27 protein-coding genes are annotated in these 25,888 nt (G+C 67.2%); 11 read left to right on the forward strand and 16 right to left on the reverse strand.

Annotation, left to right across the window (positions count from 1 at the left end; genetic code table 11):
• The 5 genes from ACWIEX_RS13540 to napE are packed head-to-tail and all read right to left on the reverse strand — an operon-like array spanning position 1 to position 3,966.
• Positions 1–504, reverse strand: coding sequence for a nitrate reductase cytochrome c-type subunit (locus ACWIEX_RS13540; RefSeq protein WP_454033564.1), 504 nt, complete (start codon positions 502–504; stop codon positions 1–3).
• On the reverse strand, positions 471–2,972 hold the full coding sequence (napA, locus tag ACWIEX_RS13545; RefSeq protein WP_454033565.1) for a periplasmic nitrate reductase subunit alpha: 2,502 nt from the start codon (positions 2,970–2,972) through the stop codon (positions 471–473). Before napA ends, ACWIEX_RS13540 begins: the two co-directional genes overlap by 34 nt.
• Complete coding sequence (locus ACWIEX_RS13550) at positions 2,969–3,256, reverse strand: chaperone NapD (protein ID WP_454033566.1); 288 nt, start codon at positions 3,254–3,256, stop codon at positions 2,969–2,971. The genes napA and ACWIEX_RS13550 overlap by 4 nt, the downstream gene beginning before the upstream one ends.
• Complete coding sequence (napF, locus tag ACWIEX_RS13555; protein WP_454033567.1) at positions 3,249–3,761, reverse strand: ferredoxin-type protein NapF; 513 nt, start codon at positions 3,759–3,761, stop codon at positions 3,249–3,251. The genes ACWIEX_RS13550 and napF overlap by 8 nt, the downstream gene beginning before the upstream one ends.
• A 10-nt stretch (positions 3,762–3,771) precedes the next feature.
• Positions 3,772–3,966 carry a periplasmic nitrate reductase, NapE protein gene (napE, locus tag ACWIEX_RS13560; protein WP_454033568.1) on the reverse strand — a complete coding sequence of 65 codons (195 nt, stop codon included), beginning with the start codon at positions 3,964–3,966 and terminating at the stop codon, positions 3,772–3,774.
• Between the two features lie 346 nt (positions 3,967–4,312).
• Here napE and ACWIEX_RS13565 point away from each other — a divergent pair, with 346 nt between their 5' ends.
• On the forward strand, positions 4,313–5,005 hold the full coding sequence (locus ACWIEX_RS13565) for a Crp/Fnr family transcriptional regulator (protein WP_454033569.1): 693 nt from the start codon (positions 4,313–4,315) through the stop codon (positions 5,003–5,005).
• Here the strand turns inward: ACWIEX_RS13565 and ACWIEX_RS13570 are convergent, their stop codons facing one another.
• From ACWIEX_RS13570 to ACWIEX_RS13585, 4 genes are all read right to left on the reverse strand, one after another.
• A complete protein-coding gene (locus ACWIEX_RS13570; RefSeq protein ID WP_454033570.1) occupies positions 5,006–5,635 on the reverse strand; it encodes a hypothetical protein in 630 nt (209 codons plus the stop codon).
• Between the two features lie 79 nt (positions 5,636–5,714).
• Positions 5,715–6,152, reverse strand: coding sequence for an RrF2 family transcriptional regulator (locus ACWIEX_RS13575; protein ID WP_454033571.1), 438 nt, complete (start codon positions 6,150–6,152; stop codon positions 5,715–5,717).
• A 214-nt stretch (positions 6,153–6,366) separates the two neighbouring features.
• On the reverse strand, positions 6,367–7,572 hold the full coding sequence (locus tag ACWIEX_RS13580) for an NnrS family protein (protein ID WP_454033572.1): 1,206 nt from the start codon (positions 7,570–7,572) through the stop codon (positions 6,367–6,369).
• A gap of 210 nt (positions 7,573–7,782) precedes the next feature.
• Positions 7,783–8,793, reverse strand: coding sequence for a DUF2891 domain-containing protein (locus tag ACWIEX_RS13585; protein WP_454033573.1), 1,011 nt, complete (start codon positions 8,791–8,793; stop codon positions 7,783–7,785).
• A gap of 201 nt (positions 8,794–8,994) precedes the next feature.
• Between ACWIEX_RS13585 and ACWIEX_RS13590 the strand changes: the two genes are divergently transcribed.
• A complete protein-coding gene (locus ACWIEX_RS13590; protein ID WP_454033574.1) occupies positions 8,995–9,765 on the forward strand; it encodes an HpcH/HpaI aldolase family protein in 771 nt (256 codons plus the stop codon).
• Between the two features lie 226 nt (positions 9,766–9,991).
• Here ACWIEX_RS13590 and ACWIEX_RS13595 read toward each other — a convergent pair whose 3' ends face one another.
• Positions 9,992–10,963 carry a Bug family tripartite tricarboxylate transporter substrate binding protein gene (locus ACWIEX_RS13595; RefSeq protein ID WP_454033575.1) on the reverse strand — a complete coding sequence of 324 codons (972 nt, stop codon included), beginning with the start codon at positions 10,961–10,963 and terminating at the stop codon, positions 9,992–9,994.
• A 198-nt stretch (positions 10,964–11,161) separates the two neighbouring features.
• On the opposite strand from ACWIEX_RS13595, the gene ACWIEX_RS13600 reads away from it, so the two are divergent.
• The 4 genes from ACWIEX_RS13600 to ACWIEX_RS13615 all read left to right on the forward strand — a co-directional run bounded on the left by ACWIEX_RS13600 (position 11,162) and on the right by ACWIEX_RS13615 (position 15,568).
• On the forward strand, positions 11,162–11,863 hold the full coding sequence (locus ACWIEX_RS13600) for a GntR family transcriptional regulator (RefSeq protein WP_454033576.1): 702 nt from the start codon (positions 11,162–11,164) through the stop codon (positions 11,861–11,863).
• Positions 11,853–12,770, forward strand: a complete 918-nt coding sequence (locus ACWIEX_RS13605) for a dihydrodipicolinate synthase family protein (protein ID WP_454033577.1) — start codon at positions 11,853–11,855, stop codon at positions 12,768–12,770. Before ACWIEX_RS13600 ends, ACWIEX_RS13605 begins: the two co-directional genes overlap by 11 nt.
• Before the next feature lie 138 nt (positions 12,771–12,908).
• Positions 12,909–14,642 carry an L-arabinonate dehydratase gene (gene araD / locus ACWIEX_RS13610; protein WP_454033578.1) on the forward strand — a complete coding sequence of 578 codons (1,734 nt, stop codon included), beginning with the start codon at positions 12,909–12,911 and terminating at the stop codon, positions 14,640–14,642.
• A gap of 2 nt (positions 14,643–14,644) precedes the next feature.
• Positions 14,645–15,568 (forward strand): 3-hydroxyacyl-CoA dehydrogenase NAD-binding domain-containing protein, encoded by a 924-nt coding sequence (locus ACWIEX_RS13615; protein ID WP_454033579.1) that lies wholly within the window; start codon positions 14,645–14,647, stop codon positions 15,566–15,568.
• 3 nt (positions 15,569–15,571) lie between these two features.
• Here ACWIEX_RS13615 and ACWIEX_RS13620 read toward each other — a convergent pair whose 3' ends face one another.
• Entirely contained in the window at positions 15,572–16,321 is a 750-nt protein-coding gene (locus tag ACWIEX_RS13620; protein ID WP_454033580.1) for an aspartate/glutamate racemase family protein, read from the reverse strand.
• Positions 16,322–16,656: 335 nt separating this feature from the next.
• On the opposite strand from ACWIEX_RS13620, the gene ACWIEX_RS13625 reads away from it, so the two are divergent.
• Both ACWIEX_RS13625 and ACWIEX_RS13630 read left to right on the forward strand, forming a co-directional pair.
• Entirely contained in the window at positions 16,657–17,031 is a 375-nt protein-coding gene (locus ACWIEX_RS13625; protein ID WP_454033581.1) for a VanZ family protein, read from the forward strand.
• Between the two features lie 183 nt (positions 17,032–17,214).
• Positions 17,215–18,648, forward strand: a complete 1,434-nt coding sequence (locus ACWIEX_RS13630) for an undecaprenyl-phosphate glucose phosphotransferase (protein WP_454033582.1) — start codon at positions 17,215–17,217, stop codon at positions 18,646–18,648.
• 203 nt (positions 18,649–18,851) lie between these two features.
• Here the strand turns inward: ACWIEX_RS13630 and ACWIEX_RS13635 are convergent, their stop codons facing one another.
• Both ACWIEX_RS13635 and ACWIEX_RS13640 read right to left on the reverse strand, forming a co-directional pair.
• Positions 18,852–19,073, reverse strand: coding sequence for a hypothetical protein (locus ACWIEX_RS13635; protein ID WP_454033583.1), 222 nt, complete (start codon positions 19,071–19,073; stop codon positions 18,852–18,854).
• A 125-nt stretch (positions 19,074–19,198) separates the two neighbouring features.
• On the reverse strand, positions 19,199–19,594 hold the full coding sequence (locus ACWIEX_RS13640; protein WP_454033584.1) for a (R)-mandelonitrile lyase: 396 nt from the start codon (positions 19,592–19,594) through the stop codon (positions 19,199–19,201).
• Between the two features lie 250 nt (positions 19,595–19,844).
• Here ACWIEX_RS13640 and ACWIEX_RS13645 point away from each other — a divergent pair, with 250 nt between their 5' ends.
• The 3 genes from ACWIEX_RS13645 (at position 19,845) to ACWIEX_RS13655 (ending at position 22,922) form a co-directional block, all read left to right on the forward strand.
• On the forward strand, positions 19,845–21,560 hold the full coding sequence (locus tag ACWIEX_RS13645; RefSeq protein ID WP_454033585.1) for a caspase family protein: 1,716 nt from the start codon (positions 19,845–19,847) through the stop codon (positions 21,558–21,560).
• 67 nt (positions 21,561–21,627) lie between these two features.
• Positions 21,628–22,575, forward strand: a complete 948-nt coding sequence (locus ACWIEX_RS13650) for a tetratricopeptide repeat protein (RefSeq protein ID WP_454033586.1) — start codon at positions 21,628–21,630, stop codon at positions 22,573–22,575.
• An 89-nt stretch (positions 22,576–22,664) separates the two neighbouring features.
• On the forward strand, positions 22,665–22,922 hold the full coding sequence (locus ACWIEX_RS13655) for a hypothetical protein (protein ID WP_454033587.1): 258 nt from the start codon (positions 22,665–22,667) through the stop codon (positions 22,920–22,922).
• A 26-nt stretch (positions 22,923–22,948) separates the two neighbouring features.
• Here ACWIEX_RS13655 and ACWIEX_RS13660 read toward each other — a convergent pair whose 3' ends face one another.
• Genes ACWIEX_RS13660 through ACWIEX_RS13670 form a run of 3 tightly spaced genes read right to left on the reverse strand, consistent with a single transcriptional unit; the run spans position 22,949 to position 25,840 of the window.
• Positions 22,949–23,935 carry an OmpA family protein gene (locus ACWIEX_RS13660; RefSeq protein ID WP_454033588.1) on the reverse strand — a complete coding sequence of 329 codons (987 nt, stop codon included), beginning with the start codon at positions 23,933–23,935 and terminating at the stop codon, positions 22,949–22,951.
• Between the two features lie 19 nt (positions 23,936–23,954).
• Positions 23,955–24,533 (reverse strand): LemA family protein, encoded by a 579-nt coding sequence (locus tag ACWIEX_RS13665; protein ID WP_454033589.1) that lies wholly within the window; start codon positions 24,531–24,533, stop codon positions 23,955–23,957.
• Positions 24,530–25,840, reverse strand: a complete 1,311-nt coding sequence (locus ACWIEX_RS13670) for a DUF3137 domain-containing protein (protein ID WP_454033590.1) — start codon at positions 25,838–25,840, stop codon at positions 24,530–24,532. The genes ACWIEX_RS13665 and ACWIEX_RS13670 overlap by 4 nt, the downstream gene beginning before the upstream one ends.
• Positions 25,841–25,888: the final 48 nt, after the last annotated feature.

Below are 25,888 nucleotides of genomic sequence, written 5' to 3' on the forward strand. Positions count from 1 at the left end.
CTACGGCTTCCGGCCGATGTCTTTGGCGTCCTGGAACCGGTTCTGGACCAGGGGCGCGACATCGGTCTGCTGGACATGGCAGGCCGTGCAGAAATAGCGCCGCGGCGTCACGTCCGAGAGCACCTGCCCGTCACGGTCCTGGAAATGGGTCACGCTGATCATCGGCGCGCCCGAGCCTTCCGTGAACTCGCGCTTGTGGCAGTCCATGCAGCGATTGGTGTTGAGGGTGAGCTGGTAGCCGTCGATCGCATGCGGGATCACCGGCGGCTGCTCGGGGTAGTTGCGCATCCGCCTGACGTCGTCGACGACCGGGCGGCCGAGCGCCGGCACCCGCTCCAGCGCCATCGGATCGGCGGTGCCGGTCAGCCGCGGCACGATCTTGATCGGCGCGCCCTCCTGCGAGACGGCGGCACCGAAGGCGAGGACGAGGCCGGCCGCGAGGGCCGCCCCGAGCAGGGTCCGCGAGCGCATCAGCCCGAGACCGGAACGATCTTGACCGCGCATTTCTTGAAATCCGTCTGCTTGGAGATGGGATCGGTGGCGTCGAGCGTCGTCTTGTTGATGAGCTGGCTGGCGTCGAACCAGGGCACGAAGACCACGCCGGGCGGCATGCGGTTGCGCCCGCGCGTCTCGACGCGGGTGCGCATCTCGCCGCGGCGCGAGATCAAGCGGATCTCGGCGCCCTGGTTGAGCCCGCGCTTGCGGGCGTCCTCCGGGTGCATGAAGCAGCGCGCGCCAGGAAAGGCCTTGTAGAGCTCCGGCACGCGCATCGTCATCGAGCCGGAATGCCAGTGCTCCAGCACGCGGCCGGTGACGAGCCAGAGATCGTATTCGGTATCGGGCGATTCCGCCGGCGGCTCGTAGGGCACCGCGATGATCCGGGCCTTGCCGTCCTTGTTGCCGTAGAACTCGACGCCCTTGCCCGGCTTCACATAGGGGTCGAGCCCCTCGCGATAGCGCCAGAGCGTCTCCTTGCCGTCGACCACCGGCCAGCGCAGCCCACGGACCTGATGGTAGAGGTCGTAAGGCCCGAGATCATGGCCATGGCCGCGGCCGAAAGCGGCATATTCCTCGAACAGCCCCTTCTGCGCGTAGAAGCCGAAGGCCTTCGCTTCCCGGTTCTCATAGCCCGGATCGATCTCGGATACGTCAAACTTGTCGACATTGCCGTTGCGATAGAGCACGTCGAACAGCGTCTTGCCCTTGTAGTTCGGGTTGGCGTCGAGGATCTCCGCCGGCCAGACCTCGTCGGTGGTGAAGCGCTTCGAAAACTCCATGAGCTGCCAGAGGTCGGAGCGCGCCTCGCCCGGTGCATTGACGAGCTGGTGCCAGACATGGGTGCGCCGCTCGGCATTGCCGTAGGCGCCCTCCTTCTCGACCCACATCGCGGCGGGCAGGATCAGGTCGGCGGCCAGCGTCGTCACCGTCGGATAGGCATCGGAGACGACGATGAAGTTGTCGGGGTTGCGATAGCCCGGATAGGCCTCGTTGGTGTTGTTCGGCGAGGCCTGCAGGTTGTTGTTGACCTGGATCCAGTAGAAATTGAGCTTGCCGTCCTTGAGCATCCGATCCTGCTCGACGGCGTGGTAGCCGGGCTTGTCCGGGATGATCCCGTGCGGGATGCGCCAGATCTCCTCGGCATGCTTGCGGTGCTCGGGATTGGTCACGACCATGTCGGCCGGCAGGCGATGGGCAAAGGTCCCGACCTCGCGCGCCGTGCCGCAGGCCGAAGGCTGGCCGGTCAGCGAGAACGGGCTGTTGCCGGGCTCCGAGATCTTCCCCGTCAGCAGATGCAGGTTGTAGACGAGCTGGTTCGCCCAGACGCCGCGCACATGCTGGTTGAAGCCCATCGTCCAGAACGACGTGACCTTGCGCTTGGGGTCGGCATAGAGCTCGGCGAGTTGTTGCAGGAAGCCGGGCTCCACCCCGGTCAGGGCCGAGACCTTCTCCAGCGTGTAGTCCTTCACGAAGGCGGCATAGGCCTCGAAATCGATCGGCGTCGTCGCCGTGACATCCTCTGCCTTGCGCGCCTTGACCTCGCGCGGATCGTCGGGACGCAGGCCGTAGCCGATCTCGGTTGCGCCCTTCACGAAGGTCGTGTGCTTGCCGACGAAATCCTTGTTTACCCGCCCCGTCGTGATGATGTGGTTGGCGATGTAGTTGAGGATCGCGAGATCGGTGCCCGGCTTGAACACGATCGGGATGTCGGCGAGGTCCGAGCTGCGATGGGTATAGGTCGAGAGCACTGCGACCTTCACATGCGGCTGGCCGAGCCGGCGATCCGTCACCCGCGTCCACAGGATCGGGTGCATCTCCGCCATGTTCGAGCCCCAGAGCACGAAGGCGTCGGCATGCTCGAAATCGTCGTAGCAGCCCATCGGCTCGTCCATGCCGAAGGTGCGCATGAAGGCATAGGCCGCGGATGCCATGCAGTGGCGGGCGTTTGGGTCGAGATTGTTGGAGCGGAAGCCGGCCCGCATCAGCTTGGTCGCGGCATAGCCCTCAAAGATCGTCCACTGGCCCGAGCCGAACATGCCGAGCGCGGTCGGCCCCTTGGCCTTGAGCGTCTCCTTGGCCTTGGCGGCCATGGTGTCGAAGGCCTCGTCCCAGGACACCGGCGTGAACTCGCCGTCCTTGGCGTAGACGCCGTTCTTCTTGCGCAGCAGCGGCTGGGTCAGCCGGTCGTTGCCGTACATGATCTTGGAGAGGAAATAGCCCTTGATGCAGTTGAGGCCGCGATTGACGTCGGCCTTGATGTCGCCATGGGTGGCGATGACCTTGCCCTCCTTGACGCCGACCATGACGCCGCAGCCGGTGCCGCAGAAACGGCAGGGCGCCTTCGACCATTTGATCTGCAGGCTGTCGACGCCGCCGGTCACCGGCTGGGCCTCTGCCGGCACGCTCATATTGGCGGCGAGCGCGGCGACGCCGGCCGCCTGCGCCTTCAGCATCTCGCGACGGGACAGGGTCATGGGATCACTCCGGGGTCGTCGAGGGTTTCGAGGTCTTCGATCTGCTCGAACACCATGTTGGCCGAGAGCACGCCGTCGATCAGGCTGATCGCGGCCAGCCGGTCGCCGATCACGCCCGTGCTGGAGCCTTCCAGCACGATCACGATCTTGCCGTTCTCGACGCGATGGATCTCGGTCTCGGGAAGCTCGGCGATACGCGCGAGCACGGCCTCGACCTTGGCCGGCAGGGCCGAGACGACGGCGCTCGAAATATGATGGAAACGCTGGCGTGGACGCTCAGGCATGGGCGGTCTCCGGCAGACGCGCACCAGCCGCGATGGCCTGTGCAGGGCAAGCGGCGATGCAGGCGCCGCAACCATTGCAGCGATCGCTCGCGATCTCCGGCAAAGCCGGGCCGCCGAGCCGTGGGCGGAAACGGATCGCGCTCTCCGGGCAGGCATCGCCGCAGCTCTGGCAGACGATGCCCCGTCCGGCGAAGCAGTCGGCACCGACCACCGCAACGTGCTCGAAGGCCGGGAGCAGGCGATCGAAGACCGGCTCGGGGCAGGTCTGCGCACAGGCGCCGCAGAAGCTGCACTCGCTCTCGGCGAAGCTCAGGATCGGCCAGCCTCCGGCATCCTGCGCGATGATGTGCTGCGGACAGGCCGGCACGCAGGCGCCGCAGCCGGTGCAGGCCGCCGCGACCGAAGCCGTGCGCGACCATGGCGGACGCACGCCTTCCGGCCGCGGCCGCGCGGAACGGCCTGTCAGGAAACGTCGCCGTCCGAGATCGATGGAATTCTCGCCCATGCCCGCCTCCTCAACGTGGAGGCCCGGGCGGGCCGAGGACGATTTGCGACATCCAGACGAGGAAGCCGTAGCCGCCGACGATACCAACCGCCACAACCGGCCAGATCAGCACGGCCAGCGTCAGGAAGGCGAGAAGTTCGGCGCGACGTGTCGGCTTCTCGGGCGCGGCCTCCGGGCCGCCCGTCTTCGCGGTCTCGATCGTCATCTCCAGCCCTTTCAGCCGGCCGCATATCGCACCGGCTCGTGTTGAGAGATTGACTAAAGAGAATATGGATTCCCGGGCGCTGTCCATGTCAAGGGCCACACTGCGCTGCCCTTTCGCAGCCGTCTTTGACATAACGCAAACAAGGTCCGCCGAATGCGACCTATCCGGGTCTGGTGGCCCGGATATTGCCCATCTCATAACGCTCTTTAGTGCGTATCGCCTTCCCCCTGCGGGCCACCGTGCCGCACTTGAACGCAGCCATCGATTGCAGTCTTATCCGGCGCTGCGCGCCGACGGATCGGGCATCGCAAGCGCCCCTGAACCCGTCCGAAGGAAAGGCTGTCACGTGGGAATGGACCGCAGCGTGCTGCGCAGCGTCCCGTTGTTCGCCGCGATGAGCAACGACCAGCTCGACCGCATGACGGCGCAGGCCAGCGCACGGCGGGTCCCGCAGGACGAGGCCGTCTTCGAGCAGGGCGAGACAGCCAAAGCCTTCTACCTTCTGCTGCATGGCCGGCTGAAGGTGACGCAGGTTACGCGCGACGGCCAGCAGATCATCGTGCGCATCGTCCACCCCGGCGATCTGTTCGGCTTCACGCGGGCATTGGGCCGCAGCGACTATCCGGGCACCGCGACGGCGGCGGTCGACAGCCTCGTCGCGAGCTGGCCGACCGAATCCTGGGACGTCTTCGTCGCCGACAACCCGCATCTGGCGATGAACGCGATCCGCACCATCGGCCAGCGCCTCGACGAGGCCCATACCCGCATCCGCGAGATGTCGACCCAGGAGGTCGAGCGGCGCGTGGCTCATGCCGTGCTCAGGTTGATCGAGCAGGCTGGCACGCGCGTGGCCGCCGGAACGCGCGTCGACTTCCCGATCTCGCGACGCGACATCGCCGAGATGACCGGCACGACGCTGCACACGGTCTCCCGCATCCTCAGCGCCTGGGAGGCGCAGGGGCTGGTCGAGGGCGGGCGCCGGAAGCTCGTCGTCTGCGACGCGCCCGGCCTGAAGCGCTTGGCCGAGAACGCCGGCTGATCAGACCTCGACCGGCGCCCAGTCGTAGAGATGGACCAGCTTCGGATCGTCGGCATGCTCGATCAGCATCCGGCGGACGCGGTCCTGCCAGAGCGCGGCGAAGCTCTCGAGCCCCGCCTCATCCGCCTCTCCGGCCACCGCCTGCGGCATCACTGCGCCCATCGCCGGCGCATGGGGCACCGCGCCGGTATCGATATCGACGACGACTCCGGCTCCGGTATCCCGCCGTCGCAGCGCCATCGTGCCTTCGATATCGGCGCCGAATTGCAGGAGGTTGCGCCGGGAGAAGCGCTGCGCGGGTCCGATCCCGACGAAGCCGGTCTCGGGCGCAGCCCCGGTCAGCAGCGTCGCGACCGAGGCCAGGACGCCGGTCGTGCCCTGGTCACGCCCGCCGCGCATGAAGACCTCGATGCCGCCGCGCTCCGGCATCTCCTCGTCATGGAGATAGGTGAGCCCGTTGACCACCATGAGATAGGCGCCGGCGACTGCCGGGCAGGAATGGCCGGCCAGCCGCACCGCGTCCTCGTAGCCATATTCGAGGATGCCGCCTTCGCTCGTCCCCAGGAAGGCGGAGAGCGGGTCGCGGACCTTGAGACGTGGCGCCTCAGCGAAGAAGGACGGGAAATTCATCGCGCTCCCTTCGAGCAAGGGGCAGTCGGCCTCGCCGCTTCGCCCGGGAATGATGTCATTATGAGAAAGCAGCCGCGCGTCAGACCGGTTGCCGGCCAAGGCCGAGGCCGAGACGTTCCGGATCAGCCAGCAGGTCGGTCAGGGAATAGCGATCGAGCTCGCCGAGGAAGGCCTCCATCGCATCGCTCAGGATGCCGCGCCAGCGATCCCCGCGCAGGGCCGAGCGCCCCTCAGCCTCGCCGAAGCATTCGACGATCGCGAAGGCCGGCTCCGTCGCCCGGATCAGCATGCCCAGCGAGATTTCGGCCGGCGCCCGCGCCAGCATCAGGCCGCCGGCACGGCCGCGCACGCCCTTGAGGAAATCCTGCCGAACCAGGAGATTGGCGACCTTCATCAGATGGGTCCGCGAAATGTCATGGGCGGTCGCGGCCTCCTCGACCGTGACCAGCCGCTCCGGATGCGCCGCCGCGAAGACCAGCAGCCTCAGCGCATATTCGCTGAACTGGGTCAGGCGCATGCGCCGCCCTCGTGGCCACGGCCAGGCCGGTTGTCGCCAACATCTGGAAGGAGCACCATCCGACAGTCCTGTTCACCGCCCGGTGGGCTCTCCCGCCCGGCACGCCGCGTTCTGGAGCGCGACGCGGCGCGTCTCGCGCGCCTCACTACGGCAATCCGGCCCCTTGTGCATCAATAGATCCTCCCCAAAAACGCCGATCCCATGGCAGGAGACCTCAGGCCGGGCCGGCGGCCGATGCGGCCCTCGCCCCGAGCCGCGCGCCGGTCAGCACCCGCCAGTAGCTCGCCGCGAATCCGAGGAAGGCGAGCGACCAGCACAGCCCGGCGACATGGAGCAAGGCGACCGGGCCATGGCCGAGCGCCGAACAGATCCGCGCGACGCTGCCGATCACGATCAGCACGTAGCAGGCCTGCGTCGCGGCGGTCGCGACGAGCGGGCGCCCGGTATGGCCGAGGCTGGCTCGCGACATCACCGCCAGCGTCACGGTCCCGAAGGCGCCGGCCGTCCAGGCATGCAGGCCGCCCCCGGGGCCGACCAGCCCGAAGCTTGCCGCAGCCGAGAGCGCAAAGCCCAGCGGCACGAAGGCGTAGCCGACATGCAGGATGACGAGCAGGGGATTGCGCCAGGTGCGATCGCCCGCCCAGCGCGCGAGCCTAACGGCATGGAGCGCGGCGCACAGAGCCAGCGCGGCGCCGCTCGCAACCGCATCCGGCAGAGCGACCCAGAGAGCGAGAGCCAGCCCACTCGCCGCCAGAACGAGCTTGTCATAGCCACCGAACGGGATCGGCAGGCGCCCTGCCCGGCGCGGCGCCAGCCAGTTGCGCGTGAAGCTCGGCACGATCCGCCCCGCGATCAGCGCGACCAGCATCAGCACGGCGGCGATGGCGAAGCGGCGGGCATAATCGGCCCCTCCCGTCAGCGCCGATTCGAGGTGGAAGGCGAGATTGGCCGCGAGGAGCAGGCCGATCAGCACGACGATCTTGAGATTGCGCCAGTTGCGGCCGGCGACGACCTCGCGTGCAGCCGCACCAGCCAGCAGGATGAGGAAGAGCGCATCGATCGCCATCGCGAGACGCCATCCGATCAAGGTCGACATCGCGACCGCGACACGGCCGGCGATCCAGGCGAGAACCAGCATGAGCAGCGGCGTGCCCTGCACCGGCAATCGCCCGGTCCAGTTGGGAATGGCCGTCAGGAGGAAGCCGCCGATCGCGGCCGCCTGATAGCCGAAGAGCATTTCATGGATATGCCAGTCCACCGGCGCGAAAGCCGTGGGGATGGCGAGATGGCCGGTGACGAAGCCGAGCCAGACCAGGATCGTCAGTCCGGCCTGCAGCGCCGCGAGCAGGAAGAGCGGCCGGAAGCCGTAGGACAACAGCGCGGGTCCGTCATAGGCCTTCAGCCTCGGAATGGGCGCCATGCTGGCTTCTCCTGACGTGACCGGGCGCGGCGGATCGTTGCGCGCCCGCTCCCCTTGGCGTCGCAACTTTAGCCGCTCGGCGGATCGCCAATTTGCGAAAACGCAAACTCAGGGTTGATCGCTAAAAGCGCTGCGCCGGCGCCGGTCCTCCCGGCGCATGAGAGCACTTATGTTGCCTGCACGTCGCGGTTCGGAACCGCATCGACCGGCTTACCGCTCCTCGATGGCGAGCACGGCGAAGGTCGCGAGCCAGTGCTCGCCCATATAGTCGCCCGCGATATGCGGCAGCCCTGCTTCGAGATGCAGCCTTGCGGCGTTCGCTATGACCGGCCGCCGCACGTCCCATTCCGGCAGGGCGGCGGCCAGCGCGTACCAGCACCAGGCCCGGCTGAGGTTGAGCCCGTCGAGATGCGCGATCTTGCCATCGGTCCGGTCGGTCACGGTCGCCGGCGTGAACAGGATCGCCGGCTCGCTCAGGCCGATGCGCGGCAGGAAGCGCTCGAACCAGGGCAGGAAACGTTCCGCCGGCAGCAGGCGGCGCATGCATTCCGCCTCGATCAAGGCCGAGGACTGGAAATCGTCGCCGCTCGGCTCGCCCCAGGCCGGGCAATCCTCATCGGCGCCATACCAGCGCAAAGCCGTCTCGCGCAGCAATGTCAGGAAGGCGCGGTCCCCGGTCGCATCGGCATAATCGGCGGCCATGCGCAGGCCGAAGGCGGTGTTGAAATGCGTGCCGACCCGCACCGGGTAGGTCGCGATCGGCAGGAAGTCGCGGAAGCGCTGGGCGAAAGCCTCGGCGAGCGGCGCCAATGCCCCGCTCCAGCGCCCGTCTTCGAGCTCCCTCAATTCGGCGGCGAGCTTCAGAAGCCAGCCCCAGCCGTAAGGTCGCTTGAAGCCGCGCGCCGTCGGCTGGGCGAGATAGGCGCATTCGACCGCGATCTTCTCCGGGACGAGCTGTTCGTCGAACAATGCGACGATCTCGGCAGCCGCTTCCATCTTCGGATGACGCCGCAGCAGGCGGGCCAGCATCCAGTAGCTGTGCACGCAGGAATGCCAGTCATAGCTGCCGTAGAACACCGGATGCAGCGCGCGCGGCGTCCGCGCATCCTGTGGCCCGGCCAGCGTATGGTCCGGCTTGTTCGGATACTCGCGGCGGACATGGCCGAGCGCGATCCCGGCGAAGCGCTGCGCGATCTCTTCGGTGAGCGATGGGGTGGTCATGGCGTGGCTTGTCTCCGATGCCGCGCAACCTACCAGCGATTCGGCTGCCGCAAAGTGCCGTGCGCCATCGAGGTGCAACCCCGCCATCTCCTCTCGTTGGGTTCCTTCATCGCTCCGGTCTGGTCTAACAAGGATAGCGCGCTCCACACCGATTTCAGTCGGCAGGCAGCGTCGCCAACCTGTTTGCCTGAGGGAATCGCCGTGGACCTGCCTGCCAACGCCTTCAAGGCCGCGCTCAAGCGTGGTGAGCTTCAGATCGGGCTGTGGAGCAGCCTGTGCAGCCCGATCGTCTCCGAGATCATCAGCCAGAGCGGCTTCGACTGGATTCTCGTCGATACCGAGCACTCCCCCAACGAGCCGCCCGATGTTCTCGCTCAGCTCCAGGCGCTGAAGGGCGGCACCGCGACCCCGATCGTGCGCCCGGCCTGGAACGACGCCGTCCTGCTCAAGCGCCTGCTCGATATCGGCGTGCAGGCCGTGCTCGTGCCCTTCGTCCAGAATGCCGAGGAGGCGGCCAAGGCTGTCGCCGCCTGCCGCTATCCGCCCGCCGGCATCCGCGGCATCACTGTCAGCGGTCGCGGCAGCCATTACGGGCGCGTGCCGGACTATCTCAAGCGCGCCGATGGCGAGATCTGCGTATTGGTGCAGGTTGAGACCGGCGAGGCGCTCAGCCGGATCGAGGAGATCGCCTCCGTCGATGGCGTCGACGGCGTCTTCATCGGCCCGGCCGATCTCTCGGCCTCGCTCGGCCATATCGGCAATCCCGGCCACCCGGAAGTCCAGGCCGCGATCCAGGATGCGGTGAAGCGCCTGACCGCACTCGGCAAGCCGGCCGGCATCCTGACGCCGTCCGAGGCCGATGCGCGCCGCTATATCGAATGGGGCTATCGCTTCGTCGCCGTCGGCTCCGATCTCGGCCTGATGACCAAGCACGCCGACGCGCTGGCCAAGGCTTTCGCCCCGCAGCGCTGATCGAAGCGCCGGCAGTGTGAACACTGAGCGAAAAAGCGATCTCGCCCCCTTTGTCATTCCGGGGCGCGCCGCAGGCGCGAACCCGGAACCCACGACTGGGCTGAACATCGCAAAGCCGGCTGTGAAGGGCTCACCCGGTCGTGGGTTCCGGGTTCTTCGCTGCGCGAAGCCCCGGAATGACAAAGGTGGTTCTCGGCAGCCGAGCCGCGGGCGCCCGCCCCGGCTCTCACTCGATCTTGACGTTCGCCTTCTGCGCGACCTCGGCCCAGCGCTTGGTCTCGGAGGCGATATGAGCGGTGAACTGCTCCTGGCTCGATCCGACCGGATCGACGCCGAGCTTCTTGAGCTGTTCGATCACCGCCGGCTCCTTCATGATCGCCTGCGTCTCCGTCGAAAGCTTGGCGACGATCTCCTTCGGCACGCCCGACGGCGCGAAGAAGCCGTGCCATGAGCTGGCATCGTAGCCCGGAATGAACTCCGACAGCGCCGGCAGGTCCGGGGCGACCGCGAGCCGCTTCGGCGTCGCGGTGGCGAGCGCGCGGATCTTGCCCGCCTGCACATGCGGCCAGGCGATGGTGATGTTGTCGAAGGTGATCTGGATCTGGCCGGAGAGCAGGTCCTGCGTCACCTGCCCGCTCGACCGATAGGGCACATGCACCATGTCGGTGCCGGTCGAGACCTTGAACAGTTCGGCCGCCATATGGGTCGAGGTGCCCGCTCCCGACGAACCGAACGAATATTTGCCGGGGTTCTTCTTGAGGAGCTCAATCAGCTCCGGCACGCTCTTGGCCGGAAGGTCGATATTGACCATCAGGATGTTCGGCACGCTCGCCACCTGCGAAATCGGCGCAAAATCCTTGATGTGGTCGAAGGGCAGCCGGGCATAGACGGCCGGGTTGATCGCATGGCTCGACACCGTGCCCATGGTCAGCGTGTAGCCATCGGCCGGAGCACGCGCCACGGCGGCAACCCCGGTATTGCCGCCGGCACCGGGCCGGTTCTCGACGATGAACTTGCCGCCGAGGCGCTGGCCCAGCCGATCGGCCAGGATGCGCCCGAGCAGGTCGGTGGTGCCGCCGGCCGCGAAGGGGACGACGATGGTGACGACCTTGCTGCCGGGATACTCGCCCTGCGCGAAGGCGGGGCCTGCCGCGGCAAGGCAGGCGGCGGCGATGACGGTCCTGCGTGTAATGCTCATCGGTTCGTTCCTCCCGTTGCGGCCAATCCGCTCGCACCTCGTGGCGGGCGCTTGCCTCAGAGGGATAGCACAGGATTGCGGGTTTGAAATCTGAAATTTCAGATTGCCGCACACATCGCTTTGTGCTGTTTTGATGGATCATGGCGCAAGGCCGACCACCGCGACGAGGCGGTTTCGGCGGCGCGCCGCGGAAGAATCATGTTGCAGCCTGCCATCGAACCTGTCGCTCCCGATCTGCTGCGCTCGTTGCGCGAGCACGTCCATGAGCGCCTGCGCCGCGCCATCGTCGCCGGGCGCTTCCGCGATGGCGAGCGGCTGAACGAACGCCATCTCGCCGAGATGCTCGGCGTCAGCACCACCCCGGTGAAGGACGCGATCCGCAAGCTCGAAAGCGAGGGGCTGGTCCGGACCGAGGCACGCCGCGGCGTCTTCGTCGAATTCTCGCCCCGACAGGCGCTGGAAATGGCGCTCGGCCGCGCCGCGCTCGAAAGCGTCATGGCCCATATCGCGGCGAACCATCTGACGAAGGTCGGCGCGGCCGAACTCGGCAAGCTCATCGCCCAGATGGAACAGGCGACCGAACATGGCGATCTCGAAGACCTCGTCGCGCTGAACGAGGCCTATCACCGCGCGATCCACCGCATCTCCGGCTGCACCTATCTGGAACGCCGGCTCGACGGCCAGCGCATGTACGACCATGCCCAGCGCATCGCCCTGCACTCGGAGCTGGACGAGCGCCGCCGCGGCTTCGAGGAACATCGCGACATCTACGAGGCGCTCCTGGCGCGCGATCCCGCGCGCGCCGAACTCAGGATGCGCCGTCACATCGTCCGCTCGGCGAAGGCCCATGCACGATTGGTCTTCGGCGCGGATGCGGAGGGACTGGACTATGACGAATGACAAGGTTCGCCGCGCGTTGCGTGGCATTTCCGGCGTCCATGTCACCGCCTGGAAGGCGGATGGCGAAGCCGACTGGGGGCTGACCGGCAGGATCGTCCGGCGCATCGCCGAGGCCGGCATCCATAACATCGTCTCGGCCGGCAATACCGGCGAATTCTACCCGATGACCACGGCTGAGGTGGAGCGTTCCCACGCCACCGCCGCGGAAGCCGCCGCAGGCAAGGCGTTGGTCACGGCCGGCATCGGCCGCTCACTGCGCGAAGCCGTGGCGACCGGCAAGCTCGCGGCCCAGGCCGGCTGCGATGCCGCGATGGTGCATCACCCGCTCGATCCCTTCGCCGCGCCGCAATCCCAGGCCGACTACATCCTCGCCATCGCCGAGGCGCTGACGATCCCGCTCGTCGCCTATATCCGCTCGGACGCCATCGGCGTGAAGGACCTGATCCGCGTCGCGACCCACCCGAACGTCGCCGGCGTGAAGTTCGCCTCGAACAACATGATGCTGCTCGCCGATTGCGTGCGCGAGACGGAAGGCTCCTCCGCCAACTGGATCTGCGGCCTCGCCGAGGGCTGGGCCGCGCCCTTCCATGCGCTCGGCGCGCGCGGCTTCACCTCGGGCCTGATCAATGTTGCGCCGGAGCGTTCGCTCGCCGTCTGGCGCGCGCTGGAGGCCGGCGACTACGACACGGCCCGCCGTGAGGTCGATGCCATTGCCGGCTTCGAGAAGCTGCGCACGAAGTATGGCAACGGCGCCAATGTCACCGTAGTGAAGGAGGCGCTCGGCCTGCTCGGCACCGATGTCGGCCCGGTCCGCCTCCCCGGCCTGCCCGAGCTCAACGAAGCCGAGCGGGCGGAGCTTCGCGCGATCGTGTCGAGCTGGGGTGGCCAGCGCGCGGCAGCGGAGTAGTAGCCGTCATTCTCGGGCGAAGCGAAGCGCAAACCCGAGAATCTCATGACAAGATGACGCTGGTTCCCAGGATGACCGGGTCAAGCCCGGCCATGACGCCAGCAGCGATTAGAACGACAAGAATTCGAGGAAACGCCGATGTCCGCCCGCCCCCGCAAGACACCCGAGACCCTGCGCAGCTGGCGCTGGTTCGGGGCGAGCGACCTGCGCTCTTTCGGGCATCGCTCGCGAGCGCTGCAGATGGGCTTCGGCCATGAGGAGTTCATGGGCAAGCCGATCATCGGCATCATCAACACCTGGTCCGAGATCAACCCCTGCCACACCCATCTGCGCGACCGGGCGGAAGCGGTGAAGCGCGCGGTCTGGGCGGCCGGTGGCTTTCCGATCGAAATCCCCGTCATGTCGGTTTCCGAACAATATCAGAAGCCTACGACCATGCTCTATCGCAACTTTCTGGCGATGGAGACCGAGGAATCGATCCGCTCCCATCCGCTCGACGGCGCCGTGCTGCTCGGCGGCTGCGACAAGTCCACGCCGGCTCTGATCATGGGCGCCTGCAGCGCCGGCCTACCCTTCATCTTCGTGCCGGCCGGCCCGATGCTGCGCGGCAACTGGGCCGGCAAGGTGCTCGGCTCCGGCGCCGATGTCTGGAAATACTGGGCCGAGAAGGAAGCCGGCAACATCACCGACAGTGACTGGAAGGACATGGAGAGCGGCATCGCCCGCTCCTATGGCACCTGCATGGTGATGGGCACCGCCGCGACGATGATGAGCCATGCGGAAGTGCTGGGCCTCACCTTGCCCGGCGCCTCCGCCATCCCCGCCGCCGACGCCGCCCATCCGCGCATGGCCGCCGCCGCCGGCAAGCGCATCGTCGAGATGGTCTGGGAGGACCTGACCCCCGACCAGATCCTGACCCGCAAGAGCTTTGAGAACGCGCTGACCGTGCATATGGCGGTCGCCGGCTCGACCAATGCGATCATCCATCTCGTCGCCATGGCCGGCCGTGCCGGCGTGCCGCTGACGCCGGATGATTTCGACGCCTTCTCGCGCAACGTCCCCGTCGTCGCAAACCTGCGCCCCTCCGGCGATTTCCTGATGGAGGACTTTTTCTACGCCGGCGGCCTCCCTGCCCTGCTGAAGCAGCTCGAAAGCAAGCTCCACACCGATGCGATGACGGTCACCGGCAAGCCGATCGCCGAGACCATCGCGCTCGCCCAGGTCTATGACGACAATGTCATCCGCCCACTCGACAAGCCCGTCTCGACCGCGAACGGCCTCGCCGTGCTCAAGGGCAATCTCGCGCCCGATGGCTGCGTCATCAAGCCCTCCGCCGCCGAGCCGCGCCTGCTCAGGCATTCCGGCCCGGCCCTCGTCTTCGAGCATTACGATGCGATGATGAAGGCGGTGAACGACGAAAACCTCGACGTGACCGCGGATCACATCATGGTGCTGAAGAATTGCGGCCCGGTCGGCGGCCCCGGCATGCCGGAATGGGGCATGCTGCCGATCCCGAAGAAGCTGCTGAAACAGGGCGTGCGCGACATGCTGCGCATCTCGGATGCCCGCATGTCCGGCACCAGCTACGGCGCCTGCATCCTCCATGTCGCGCCGGAGGCCTATATCAAGGGCCCGCTCGCGGCGGTCCAAACCGGCGACATCATCAGCGTCGATGTCGAGGCGCGCAGCATCTCGGTCGGCCTCACCGATGCCGAGATCGCCGCCCGCCTCGCCGCCTGGACGCCGCCGGACCGCGACTATCCCCGCGGCTGGGGCAAGATGTCGGCGGCCCATATCCGCCAGGCCGACAAAGGCTGCGATTTCGACTATCTGGAGGGGACCGCGAAAATACCGGAGCCCGAGATCCATTGAGCATGCAGGACATCCGCGACATCGAGCGCATCGCCGTCATCGGCGCCGGACTGATCGGCAGTTCCTGGGCGGCCCTCGCCATGGGCCATGGTCTGAACGTTTCGGCCTACGATCCCGCGCCCGGCGCCGAAGAGCGCTTCCGCCATACCGTCGAGCGCGCGCGCGGTCAGCTCGCCGAGCTGGGATTGGCCAATACCGGCCAGTATCGCTTTACGCGCGATCTCGACGAAGCCCTGGAAAGTGTTGATTTCGTTCAGGAGAACGGGCCGGAGAACGAAGCCGCCAAGCGCGCGCTCCTTTCACGGCTCGACGCCGCGTTGCCGCCCGATATCATCATCGCCAGCAGCACTTCGGCCCTGCTGCGCAGCACGATCGTCGCCGATTGCCGGAACAAGCGCCGGGTGATCGTCGCCCATCCCTTCAACCCGCCGCATCTCGTCCCGCTGGTCGAGATCGTCGGCGAGGACGAGGCGATCGTCGCGCGCGCCGCCGCCTTCTATCGCAGCCTCGACCGGCGCCCGGTCGTCCTCCAGCGCGAGATGCCCGGCCATGTCGCCAACCGGCTCGCCTCGGCGCTCTATCGGGAGGCGGTTTACCTGGTCGAGCAGGGCGTCGCCAGCGTCGCCGAGATCGATGCCGCGCTCTGCAACGGCCCCGGCCTGCGCTGGGCCCTGATGGGGCCGCACATGACCTACCATCTCGGCGGCGGCGAAGGCGGGATCGCGGGCTATCTCGCCCATCTCGGGCCGAGCCAGGTCCGGCGCTGGCAATCCCTCGGGACGCCTTCGCTCGACGCAGACGTCCAGCACAAGATCATCGAGGGCGTCGCGGAGGAAGCCGCGGGGCGCACGATTGAGCAGCTTGAAGAGCGCCGCGACGAAGGGCTGCTGGCGCTGCTGCGCGCCCGCAAGCTCGTCAGCGAGTGACCCTCAGCCGAAGCGGCGCGGTCGCAGGCCGGCGTGGAACCAGTTGATCAGCGAATAGATGTCGTGAACGGGCAGCCCGGTCGCCGCCTGCACATCGGCCGCATAGGGCGGCATGTTCGTGCATTCCAGCACGATGGCGCCGATATCGGGGTGCCCCGCGACGAGATCGAGCGCCGCCTGCACCACATCCTGCCGGGCGAGCTCGACATCCATGTCGTCCTTCTCGGCCTTGATAAGGACGCGGAAGAACTCGCGCCCGTTCTCCGTGCCGGTGACGGGCGTATCGAGCGGCACCCCGGCTGCCTCCAGATGCTTCGGCGTCAGCGTCGCCGCCGAGACCGTGACGATACCGACGCGCTTGCCGGGTGGCAGCGTCGCCTGCACCCAGGGCACCTGCATCAGGGACGAGGTCGCGACCGGCACGCCGACAGCCGCCGCGAGTTCGCGCTGGAAGAGTGAGAGGAAGCCGCAATTGGTGGTGATTGCCTCGGCGCCGAGCCGGACGAGATCGCGCGCCGCCTCGACGAAATCGGGCAGGAGCCCGGCAGCGCCCTTGAGCACGACCTTCTCGGGACTGGCCCCGCCGACGACGCGGTACAGCACCGGGAAAGGCCAGGTCGTACCGTTGCCCATGTCGCCGGGAATCCGCGGGAAGCGCGCCTCCAGCATCAGGATGCCCAACGGAACGCCGTAGATCGCCTTGCCGCCCCGTGCGATCCGCGTCGCCGCGGACGCTGTCGAAATCTCGGTCATCGAGCCTCCCATCTGCCGATATGTCAGCAAGCTAGAGCATTTTGGGGTGAAATGGGCACCGGCTCGCGTGTGAAAAATGCGGCTGTATAAAAACCTGGAGCAATCCCGCGATTCGATGAACCACGGGGTCAAAGGCCTGGATCGCCCGGACCGGATGCCTGGAAAGCCCATGACATAGAGAAAATTCACAAGGCCCGGCCCAAACTCTCGCCGCCGCCATTGCTTCGTCCATTTTGCATCGTCATAAGATCGGCTTCCGCCCCGCTTTCGCGCGCTTCCGCCGGCGCTGGTCCCGGTCTCGCCTGCCCGTCTCGCCGTTCGTCCGGAGCCCGGCCTTGATTCGATCGCTTGAAAAGCTTCGCCGCCTTGCCGTGTTCGCGGGCTGGGCCGCGCTGCTGGCGATCCTGTTCTCGACGCTGTCGCCGCTGGGAGTACGTCCGCATATTCCGCTGCTGGGTGCGGATCTCGAGCGCTTCCTCGCCTTTTTCGCAGCCGGCGCGACCTTCGCCTTCGCCTATCCGCGGCAGCGCTGGCTCGTATTGGCGGGCATTGTCGCCCTCGCCATCGGCCTCGAGTGGCTCCAGACGCTGGAAAAGACCCGCCACGGCCTGCCGCATGATGCGATCGTGAAGGTCGCCGGCGCAACACTCGGCAGCATTCTCTCGGCCACCTTCGATACGATGGCGCAGCGCTTCCGCAAGCCTGCCTGATTCATCCTGGCACAACCTGTGCCGGCGCGCCGTCGGCGCAGGTTTCCTTGCCCCCAAAAAAGCCCTTGCTCGCGCCAAACTGGCCCGCATCGCCACGGCATGCGCCTTGCCACTCTGCTCCCATCGTGCTCCAGACCGGCACATCGTGCCGCGACGGAACATGCGCAAGCGGGCGGGAGAGAGATGAGCGTCAATGATCTGAGCGATATGCCGCAGGCCCTGCCCGACAATCATTTGGGCCTCTGGCGGCTTTGGCTCGGCCCCCTGACGGCGGCCTGCGATGCGGTGGTCGTCGCTGCCCTCGTCTATGCGGTTTCCTTCGCCTATCACCTCGGCGCGACCGGCCTGCCGGGCGTCGACCGCTCCACGCCGGAGCTGGCGGCAATGCTCGCGACGCTGTTCGTCTTCATCAATCTGATGCGCAGGCGCTATCAGATCGCGAACTATCTCTCGACACAGCGGCAGGTGGGTTCCGCCTTCGCCGTCTGGAACATCACCCTCGTCGCCTTCCTGGCCCTGCTGTTCCTCGCCAAGATCGCGGACCACTATTCACGCATCGTGATGGTCGCGACCTATCTCGGCGGCATCCCCGTCCTCGCGCTGTCCCGCTCGGCCGTCGTCCGGCTGGTCGCCGCCGGCAGCCGTAGCGGACGGATCACCGCCGAGCGCGCCTTTCTCATCGGGCGGGAGGCGAACATCATGTCCTTCGTTTCACGGCACAAGCCCTGGCATATGGGCTTCGCCGTCACCGACGTCGCTTTCCTGAAATCGGGCGGCGAAGCTGCGCTTGCCGCCGATCTCGCGGCGGCCGTCGCGAACTGCCGGATGACGCGGCCGGACGCGGTCTTCATCGCCGTCCCCTGGTCCGAGCAGGAAGCCATCACGGCCTGCGTCGACGCCTTCATGAACCTGCCGGTCGCGATTCATCTCGCGCCCGAGCCGATCATGGAGCGCTTCGCCAATGCGCATGTCGTGCATACGGGCACACTGTCGAGCCTGCGCTTGACGCGCCAGCCGCTCTCGACGGCGGAGGTCGCGACCAAGCGCGCCTTCGACATCATCGCCGCCTCCTGCGGCATCATCCTGACCTTGCCGCTGCTCCTCCTGATCGCGGTCCTGATCCGGCTCGATTCGCCCGGCCCCGTGCTCTTCCGCCAGCGGCGCTACGGCTTCAACCAACAGGCCTTCCGGATCTTCAAGTTCCGCACGATGACGACCACCGATGACGGCAAGGTGGTCGTTCAGGCCAAGCGCAACGATCCCCGGATCACGCGCCTCGGCCATCTGCTGCGGCGCTACAACCTCGACGAGCTGCCGCAATTCCTGAACGTCCTCGCCGGCGACATGTCGCTCGTCGGCCCGCGCCCCCACGCGCTGGCGCATGATGTCGAGTTCGAGCGCAAGATCGCCAACTATGCCCGCCGCCACAATGTCAAGCCGGGCATTACCGGCTGGGCGCAGGTGAACGGCTTCCGCGGCGAGACCGATACCGACGCCAAGATGGCCGGGCGCGTCGCCTATGACCATTGGTACATCGACAACTGGTCGTTCTGGCTCGACATCCGGATCCTGTTCCGGACCGTTCTGAGCCGAAAAGCCTTCGTCAACGCCCGCTGAAGCATCGGGCCGAAAAGCGGCATGCGGCTTTCGCAAGAAGCCGATGCAGGATCAAACGCCGGGATCATCGGGCCGAGACGGCGAGGCACGCGGGACTCGCCCTGAAACGATACGGCAAATTTCAACGATGGACGCCGTTGCGGCAATAGGCGCGCGGCAGCCCGACCCTGATCGGCGAACCGGCAGGCCGCATCAGCGTCCGGTCAGGCGAAATGGCGCCATACGGCGCGGCCGAGCCAGAAGCCCCAGCCGGCAAGAAGCCCGATGACCAGCAGCGCTCCCCCGACGAGCAGGGAGCGGCCGATCACGATGCTCGCGATGCTTTCGGAATTCGCCGGTTCATTGTCGTTCGCCGCTTGCGGCCGCCGCCCGAAGCTGGGAGCGTGAACAGGTGCGGAAAACCGATGCACGCGTTCAGGGCGCATGAACTCTCTCGTAAGGTTACGCAGGCGTTAAACCACGCACATATCAATGATCCAATTCGCAACAAAATAAAAGAACAATATACGAGCGCTCCCCAACAGGCGCGCCAAAGCACCGCGACTGTCGCCTACCCGCCATATTGGGTGTCGGAGACCTGCTCCATCCAGTCGACGACCTTGCCGTCCTGAACCTCCTGGATCGCAATATGCGTCATCGCCGTCGCCGGAGAGGCGCCGTGCCAGTGCTTCTCACCGGGCGGGAACCAGACCACGTCGCCGGGCCGGATTTCCATGATCGGTCCGCCCCAGCATTGCGCGCGGCCAAGACCGGCGGTGACGATCACCGTCTGGCCGAGGGGATGTGTATGCCAGGCCGTGCGTGCACCCGGTTCGAAGGTGACGCTGGCACCCTGGACGCGCTCGGCCGCATGCGCATTGCAGAGCGGATCGATCCGGACCGCTCCGGTGAACCAGTCCGAGGGTCCCTTCCCGGAAGGCCTTGAGCCTGCGCGCGTGATGTCCAATGAATTGCTCCTCGCTCCGATCCGGGCTCGAGAAGCATGCCGCCGTCGCGACCGGGAATCCAGTGCGGTGAAGCCTCTGTCGCCGCCGCCCGCGTATCAAGCAGCCTTGCGAGCAGCCCGTGGCGGCCCTGGGAAGCACGCCAAAAACCACGTCGGGATGGCACGCCTCGCTCCGCCCTTCCAGCATTCACGCACTGCATCGTTCAAATGAAGGAAGCCAGGGGGAGGTCCGGCCTGCATCCATCGGGCGATGGCAAGAGATCGCCCTTCATGGATCGCCTGGATCGCCGGCACGCTCCTGTCGGCCCTCGCTGCGATCGGCCTGCCCGCGGCGGCCATGGCGAAACAGCTCGCCTTCGTCGTCGGCAACGACGCCTATCAGGAAATCTCGCCGCTCAGCGCTGGCGTCAACGACGCGCGGGCGATGAGCGCCGCGCTGAAGCGCGCCGGTTTCGAGATCGAGCTGGTCGAGAACGGCACGCAGCGCCAGATCAGCCGCGCGCTGGCCGCCATCGAGGGGCGAATCGCTCCCGGCGACACCGTGCTCTTCCACTATTCCGGCCACGGCTTCGAGATCGACGGCCAGAACTGGCTGCTGCCGGTCGACGTGCCCGCCGCCCGCGAAGGTGAATCCGGGCTCGTGAAGGACGCCGCGTTCAACGCCGCCGAGATCATCGAGCGCCTGCAGGCACGCGGCGCCGGCACCGTGGTCGCCATCCTCGATGCCTGCCGCAACAATCCTTTCGCCCGCCCCGGCACGCGCGCGCTCGTCGGCTCGCAGGGGCTCGCCCGCATGGACGCCTCGAACGGCGTCTTCATCATGTTCTCGGCCGGCTCCAAGCAGCAGGCGCTGGACAAGCTTTCGCCGAACGATCCGGCAGCGACCTCAATCTTCGTCCGCAGCTTCCTGCCCCTGGTCGAGCGCACCGACCTCACCTTGATCGACATCGCCAAGGAGACGCAGGCCAAGGTCCGCGACCTCGCCCGCAGCATCGGCCATGAGCAGATCCCGGCCTATTACGACGGCATCGTCGGCCGCGTGAACCTGACCGGCGCGCTGCCGGCCGCGAAGCCGGAGCTCCTCGCCAAATCCGATGCGCCCACGCCTCGGCAGCCCCAGACCGGCGCCGCGGAGGACGTCTTCTGGCAATCGATCGAAGGCAGCATGCAGCCCGCCATGTTCGAGGCCTATCTCGCGCAGGTCCGCGGCAACACCTTCAGCGGCACCTATCGCAAGCTCGCCGAGCTGCGTCTCATCGCGCTGCGCGGCGGCCCGCCCTCCCCTCCGGCCCGCACCGAGATGGCGCCACCGAAGCCGCCTCCGGCCGCCTCGCCCCCGGCGCCATCCAGCGGTCCCGATATCGCCGCCTGCGACCGCGCCGCCGCCGACAGCCGCGATACCGAGAAACCCGCGGACATCGCAGGCGGGGCATTGAGCGCCGGGAACACCATCCAGGCCATCTCCGCCTGCGCGCGGGCAGCCGATGCGGAGGCGCCGCCCCGGCGCGTCTTCTATCAGCTCGCTCGCGCCTATGAGGCGAACGGCAACCGCGTCGATGCGACCCGCTTCCTGCAGAAGGCAGCCGATCTCGGCCACCCGCTCGCCCTTTACACCTTGGCCGACAAGCTTCTCGCCGGTCAGGACAGGCCCCGTGACGCATCCCGCGCGCTCGCCCTGTTTTACCGTGCTGCCGATGCCGGCATCAACGGCGCGGTCGTCCGCATCGGCCTGATCTACGCAAATGGGCAAGGCACCGGACGCGACCATGCCAAGGCGGTCGCCTTCTACAATCTCGCGCTCAAGCTTCAGGAGCCGACGGTCTATCCGGAACTGGCCGCCGCCTATCTCCACGGCCGGGGCGTCCTCAGGGATATCGGAAAGGCCTGCCAGTTGTTCAGGCAAGGTGCGGCGGCCGGAAACGCCGCCTCCATCGCCGGGGAGAAAGCCAATTGCGCCGGGCGATAGCGCCGCCGATCGCCCGCAGACGAGACGCCGGCACGGAGCCGGCAAGCCGATGCCGAAGGAAGCGCCCATGTCGTCCGCACGTTCCCTCGCCCTGATCCTGGCGGCTCTCGCAGGCGGCACGCTGCCCCTGGCCGCCGCCCCGCCGCCCTTGCGCATCGCGCAGGCGCAGCTCTCGGCCGAGGACATCTTCTGGCAGAGCATCCAGACCAGCAGCGACCCCGCGATGTACCAGGCCTATCTCGACCAGGTCGGCGCTGGCCGCTTCACCGGCATCTACAAGGCCTTGGCCGAGATCAGGATCGCGAGCCTGAAAGGTGCTGCCCCCGTCCCGAAACCCGTCGACCAGGGGGCCGGTCGTGCCGTCGTCATCGGCAAAGCCGATCCGACCGCCGGCTCCTCCGCCGAATTGGAGGCCTGCGACCGTGCCGCAGCCGCTGCGGCCGATCCCGAGAAGCCGGCGAGCATCCCCGGCGTCACCTTCGCGGCGATCGATGCCGGGGCTGCCATCCGCGCCTGCCGCAAGGCGGTGGATACGGCCGGTGCGCCGCGGCGCGCCTTCTTCCAGCTCGGCCGCGCGATCCAGAAAAGCGGCAACACCGCCGATGCCGTCACCTATCTGCGCAAGGCGGTCGAACTCGGCCATGCCGGGGCGATGCATGATCTCGCCAGCATCCTGCGCCGCGGTGCCGCCGGGGTGAAGCGCGATTCCGGCCTCGCCATGGCGCTCTACGAGCGTGCCGCCGGAACCGGGCTCAACGAATCCCTGGTCCAGCTCGGTGCCATGTATGCGGAGGGCAGCGGCGTCCGGCGCGACTATGTCAAGGCGCGCGACTACTACCAGCGCGCCATCGCGGCGAAGACGCCGGGCGCCTACACCAACATGGGCGTGCTCTACGCCAACGGCCAGGGCGTGCCCCGCGACCGCACCAAGGCTTGCGAATACTGGCGAGAAGGCTCGACGCTGGGAGACGATGTCGCCGCCAGGAACCTGAGGCGTTCCTGCCGCATGCGATAGTAATAAAATTCAACCATATCATCCACTTGGATGATTTATTTCGAACGGAGAAAGCGCAGCATCTCACCCTTCACAGGAGAGATTCTGCCATGCAACGCCGTCATTTTCTGATCGCCCTCGCCGGGCTTGTTGCCGGTGGCACCAGCGCGACACTGGTCACGCAAGCCGAAGCCGCGCCCTCGGCACTTTCCCTCGATCAAGCCTTGGCGGCAGTGCCCGAAACCGATGCCGAATTCTCATTGCTGGTCGGGCGTCTCACGCATCGCCGGCGCGCCGGAGGGTGGTGGCGTCATCGCGTCGCCGCCGCGCGCCGCTGGGGACGGCGAGGCCGGCCCGGCAGGCGCTGAGGCGGGAGGTGAAGCGCTGGCGAACGCTAGCGCTTCACCAATTCGACCCGGCGGTTCTGGGCCCGGCCGGCTTCGTCGGCGTTGGAGGCGATCGGCTGGTCCATGCCCTTGCCGACGGGGTTGAGGCGCGTGCGGTCGATGCCGTGGCGCATCGCGAGATCGGCCACCACGGCGAAGGCGCGCGCATCGGAGAGCTTGAGGTTATAGGCCGCCCCGCCCTGCCCGTCGGTATGCCCGACGACATCGAGCCTGAGCGCCGGATTGCGCTTCAAAAGCGCGGCGATCTGCTGGAGCTGCGGCTGCGATTCCGGCTTGATCTCGGCCTTGTCGAAATCGAACAGGATTCCGTAGAGATTGATCCGGCCCTCAGCATCGAGGTTGCGGCTCATCTCGTCGGCCTCGACGACCTTGATCATGCCGGTATCCATCGTCGTACTCTCGATGACGCGGGCGATCACCGCTCGCCCCCGGCTCTCGTCATCGGAGAAGGCGAGGCTGACATGCACCGTCCCGGCTGGCCGGTTCAGCCTGGCGTAGAGATAGCGGCCATTGCCCTTGCCGAAGAAATTGCGGACGAGATCGCCGAGCTGGAGCTTGGGCATGTCGACCCGGCCATCGAGCGCGAGCCCGAGGAAGAGGCCGGGAAACGGCCCCTCGTTGAAGCAGCTTCCGCTTTCGGTCGAGCAGGTAAAGGCGATCTCGAAGCCCTTGGATTTCAAGGCGGCCTCATAGTTGCGCTGGGCCTCCAGGCTCGTCCGGCCTGCCGGCAGGATGTAGTAGAGCGTCGTGATCTTGCCTTCGATCAGGGCCCAGCCCGGCCCGTCCTGCGCCGTCGAGCCGCGTTCGTTGATCTTGCCCGTGATGATCCGGGCCTCGTCATAGGCGTCGACCTTGTAGCCGACCTGCTTCGAATCGCCGTAGCGGCCGAGCAGCGGATGATCCTGCGCCGCAGCTGCAAGCGGCGCGAGCAGCAGCGTCAGCAGGAGCGTGAAGAGCTTTAGCGAACGGGGCATCGTCACACCTCTTTGCCTGTCACAGATGGTCGGCTGCGGAAGCCGGCGCGCGGCTTGCGGCCTCCGCCTCGTAGAATGGCGGCAGGGTGCCGACGCCGGCCGCGCCAGCGAGCAGGCCGCCCGGAAAGATCTGCACCGCGTTGCGGAGATTGCCGACGGCACTGTTGTAGAAGCGCCGGGCCGCAGCGATGTTCGCCTCGACCTCGGCATAGCTGCGCTGGGCCTCCATCATCGGCCCGGACGAGGTCAGCTCGGGATAGCTCTCGGCGACCGCGAACAACCGGGTCATGTCGGCGCCGAGCGAGGCTTCCGCCTTGAATTTCTCGGCGATCCGCCCGAAATCGCGCTCGCCGATCTGCGGCAGCGCCTGCGTCCTGAGCGTCGTGATCTGGTCGAGCAGCGTCTTCTCGTGTTCGAGGAAGCGGCGGGCGATGGCGAGCACGTTCGGGATCAGGTCATGCCGCTGCTGCAATTGCGCGTCGATGCCGCCCAGCGTCTCCGCGACCTTGTTCCGGCGCGTCACGATCGCCGCATACCAGACATAGAGGACGATGCCGGCGGCGAGCACGAGCAGGATCAGGATCAGGAACAGGGTCATGGCGGGCTCCCGGGAGGGTGCGAGGGCGGAGGAGGAAGCGCCTCGTGCGGCGCGCGCACGGCGACATGCATGTCGATCATCGCGTCCACGAGCGCGAAGACGCGGGCGAAATCGGCTTCGAGGCTGGCGAGTTGCTGTGCCGCGACACGGGTCTCGAGGCCGGGGGGCTCGAACAGCGCGCCGGGAATGATGGTCGGAAGCGCAAAGACCATCCTGTCGCCGCTGACCAGGAAGAGCGGCGGCAGGAAGGATTTGCCGTCCGCCATCACGAGCAGCCGCTCCATCACCGCCGGCGTCAGAACGGCGCGGCCTTCGACCTGATCGCTCGACCATGTCGCGTACACCTCCTCGAAGACCGGGTCTTCGAGGCGCAGCCGCTGAAGGCCGTTGCCGGGCTGCTGGCCGTCCCGGTCGCGCAGGATCGTCGTGCCGCGAAACGGCGTGGAGACGCCGAGCTCGACAAAGAGCCCCTGGAACAAGGTCTGGTTGCTCTTGCCCGCCTTGCGGGTAACCGCGATCTCGCTGATCGTGATCGGGCGGCCGCGATAGCGCCCGGCAAAGCCGTCATCGGCATCGAGATCGTCATAGGCGGGCAGAAGGCCGAGCGCGACGGCACGGCTGAGATCGGGCTTCGCCCCGAGGTTATGGACCATCTCGCCATGGGCGGCGAGCAGGCGCGGGATCAGGCTTTCCTTGAAGGCCTTCCGGTAGCGGCCTCCGGGGCCTCCGACCGCCCAGATCCACGCTCCGCCACCGCCGATCACCAGGAAGATGACCAGGGCTACGAAAGGCGAGCCCTTCGAAGAGCCGCTGCTCCCGATCATCAGCCAGTACAGCAGCATGGCGGCCGCAAGGCCGAGTGGGACGAAGAGCAGCGTCCGCCGCCGGGCTTCGATTGCGAGCTTGCCGCGCAAGGCCTCCAGCAGGGCGACTTCTGCCACGAGCGGCGAGGTGGCATCGGAGGACGCGAGAGCCTCACCCGCCGTGGTCGGCGGCTTCTTGTAGTAACTGCGAATGAGCGCCCAGGCTCCGAGCACGAACAGCGCCGGAACCAGCACAGGCAGCGCCAGCGAGACCAGCGCCGCGAGCGCGATCAGCGGAAGCCCGAGCAGAGCCCAGCCGGAATCCGATCCGAGCCAGAAGATCAGGAAGGCGAGCAGCGCCAGGCAGACCGGCCCCGCGATCACGAAGAGCGCGATGCGTTCGATGACGCGCTTGGCCTTGCGCTGCTGGCGCTGCAACGCGACCGCCGAAGACGGCCAGCCCTCTTCGGGCTGCGTTGTGACAGGGCGATCGGGCCGTTCCATCCAGCGCGTATCCGTGCGGTTCACCTCGCACGATCACGCCGGAAACCG

This window comes from Allobosea sp. NPDC055353, assembly GCF_053644975.1.

Excerpts from the sequence above, each read along its gene's own strand:
- ACWIEX_RS13600 (WP_454033576.1), top strand. The coding sequence starts at position 11,162 with ATGTTGCAGCCTGCCATCGAACCTGTCGCTCCCGATCTGCTGCGCTCG.
- ACWIEX_RS13660 (WP_454033588.1), bottom strand. The coding sequence starts at position 23,935 with ATGCCCCGTTCGCTAAAGCTCTTCACGCTCCTGCTGACGCTGCTGCTC.
- ACWIEX_RS13575 (WP_454033571.1), bottom strand. The coding sequence starts at position 6,152 with ATGCGCCTGACCCAGTTCAGCGAATATGCGCTGAGGCTGCTGGTCTTC.
- araD (WP_454033578.1), top strand. The coding sequence starts at position 12,909 with ATGTCCGCCCGCCCCCGCAAGACACCCGAGACCCTGCGCAGCTGGCGC.
- ACWIEX_RS13570 (WP_454033570.1), bottom strand. The coding sequence starts at position 5,635 with ATGAATTTCCCGTCCTTCTTCGCTGAGGCGCCACGTCTCAAGGTCCGC.
- ACWIEX_RS13650 (WP_454033586.1), top strand. The coding sequence starts at position 21,628 with ATGTCGTCCGCACGTTCCCTCGCCCTGATCCTGGCGGCTCTCGCAGGC.
- napA (WP_454033565.1), bottom strand. The coding sequence starts at position 2,972 with ATGACCCTGTCCCGTCGCGAGATGCTGAAGGCGCAGGCGGCCGGCGTC.
- ACWIEX_RS13635 (WP_454033583.1), bottom strand. The coding sequence starts at position 19,073 with ATGCGCCCTGAACGCGTGCATCGGTTTTCCGCACCTGTTCACGCTCCC.
- napE (WP_454033568.1), bottom strand. The coding sequence starts at position 3,966 with ATGACGATCGAGACCGCGAAGACGGGCGGCCCGGAGGCCGCGCCCGAG.
- ACWIEX_RS13655 (WP_454033587.1), top strand. The coding sequence starts at position 22,665 with ATGCAACGCCGTCATTTTCTGATCGCCCTCGCCGGGCTTGTTGCCGGT.
- ACWIEX_RS13585 (WP_454033573.1), bottom strand. The coding sequence starts at position 8,793 with ATGACCACCCCATCGCTCACCGAAGAGATCGCGCAGCGCTTCGCCGGG.
- ACWIEX_RS13580 (WP_454033572.1), bottom strand. The coding sequence starts at position 7,572 with ATGGCGCCCATTCCGAGGCTGAAGGCCTATGACGGACCCGCGCTGTTG.
- ACWIEX_RS13665 (WP_454033589.1), bottom strand. The coding sequence starts at position 24,533 with ATGACCCTGTTCCTGATCCTGATCCTGCTCGTGCTCGCCGCCGGCATC.
- ACWIEX_RS13645 (WP_454033585.1), top strand. The coding sequence starts at position 19,845 with ATGGCAAGAGATCGCCCTTCATGGATCGCCTGGATCGCCGGCACGCTC.
- ACWIEX_RS13550 (WP_454033566.1), bottom strand. The coding sequence starts at position 3,256 with ATGCCTGAGCGTCCACGCCAGCGTTTCCATCATATTTCGAGCGCCGTC.
- ACWIEX_RS13540 (WP_454033564.1), bottom strand. The coding sequence starts at position 504 with ATGCGCGGTCAAGATCGTTCCGGTCTCGGGCTGATGCGCTCGCGGACC.
- ACWIEX_RS13630 (WP_454033582.1), top strand. The coding sequence starts at position 17,215 with ATGAGCGTCAATGATCTGAGCGATATGCCGCAGGCCCTGCCCGACAAT.
- napF (WP_454033567.1), bottom strand. The coding sequence starts at position 3,761 with ATGGGCGAGAATTCCATCGATCTCGGACGGCGACGTTTCCTGACAGGC.
- ACWIEX_RS13620 (WP_454033580.1), bottom strand. The coding sequence starts at position 16,321 with ATGACCGAGATTTCGACAGCGTCCGCGGCGACGCGGATCGCACGGGGC.
- ACWIEX_RS13615 (WP_454033579.1), top strand. The coding sequence starts at position 14,645 with ATGCAGGACATCCGCGACATCGAGCGCATCGCCGTCATCGGCGCCGGA.
- ACWIEX_RS13605 (WP_454033577.1), top strand. The coding sequence starts at position 11,853 with ATGACGAATGACAAGGTTCGCCGCGCGTTGCGTGGCATTTCCGGCGTC.
- ACWIEX_RS13670 (WP_454033590.1), bottom strand. The coding sequence starts at position 25,840 with ATGGAACGGCCCGATCGCCCTGTCACAACGCAGCCCGAAGAGGGCTGG.
- ACWIEX_RS13595 (WP_454033575.1), bottom strand. The coding sequence starts at position 10,963 with ATGAGCATTACACGCAGGACCGTCATCGCCGCCGCCTGCCTTGCCGCG.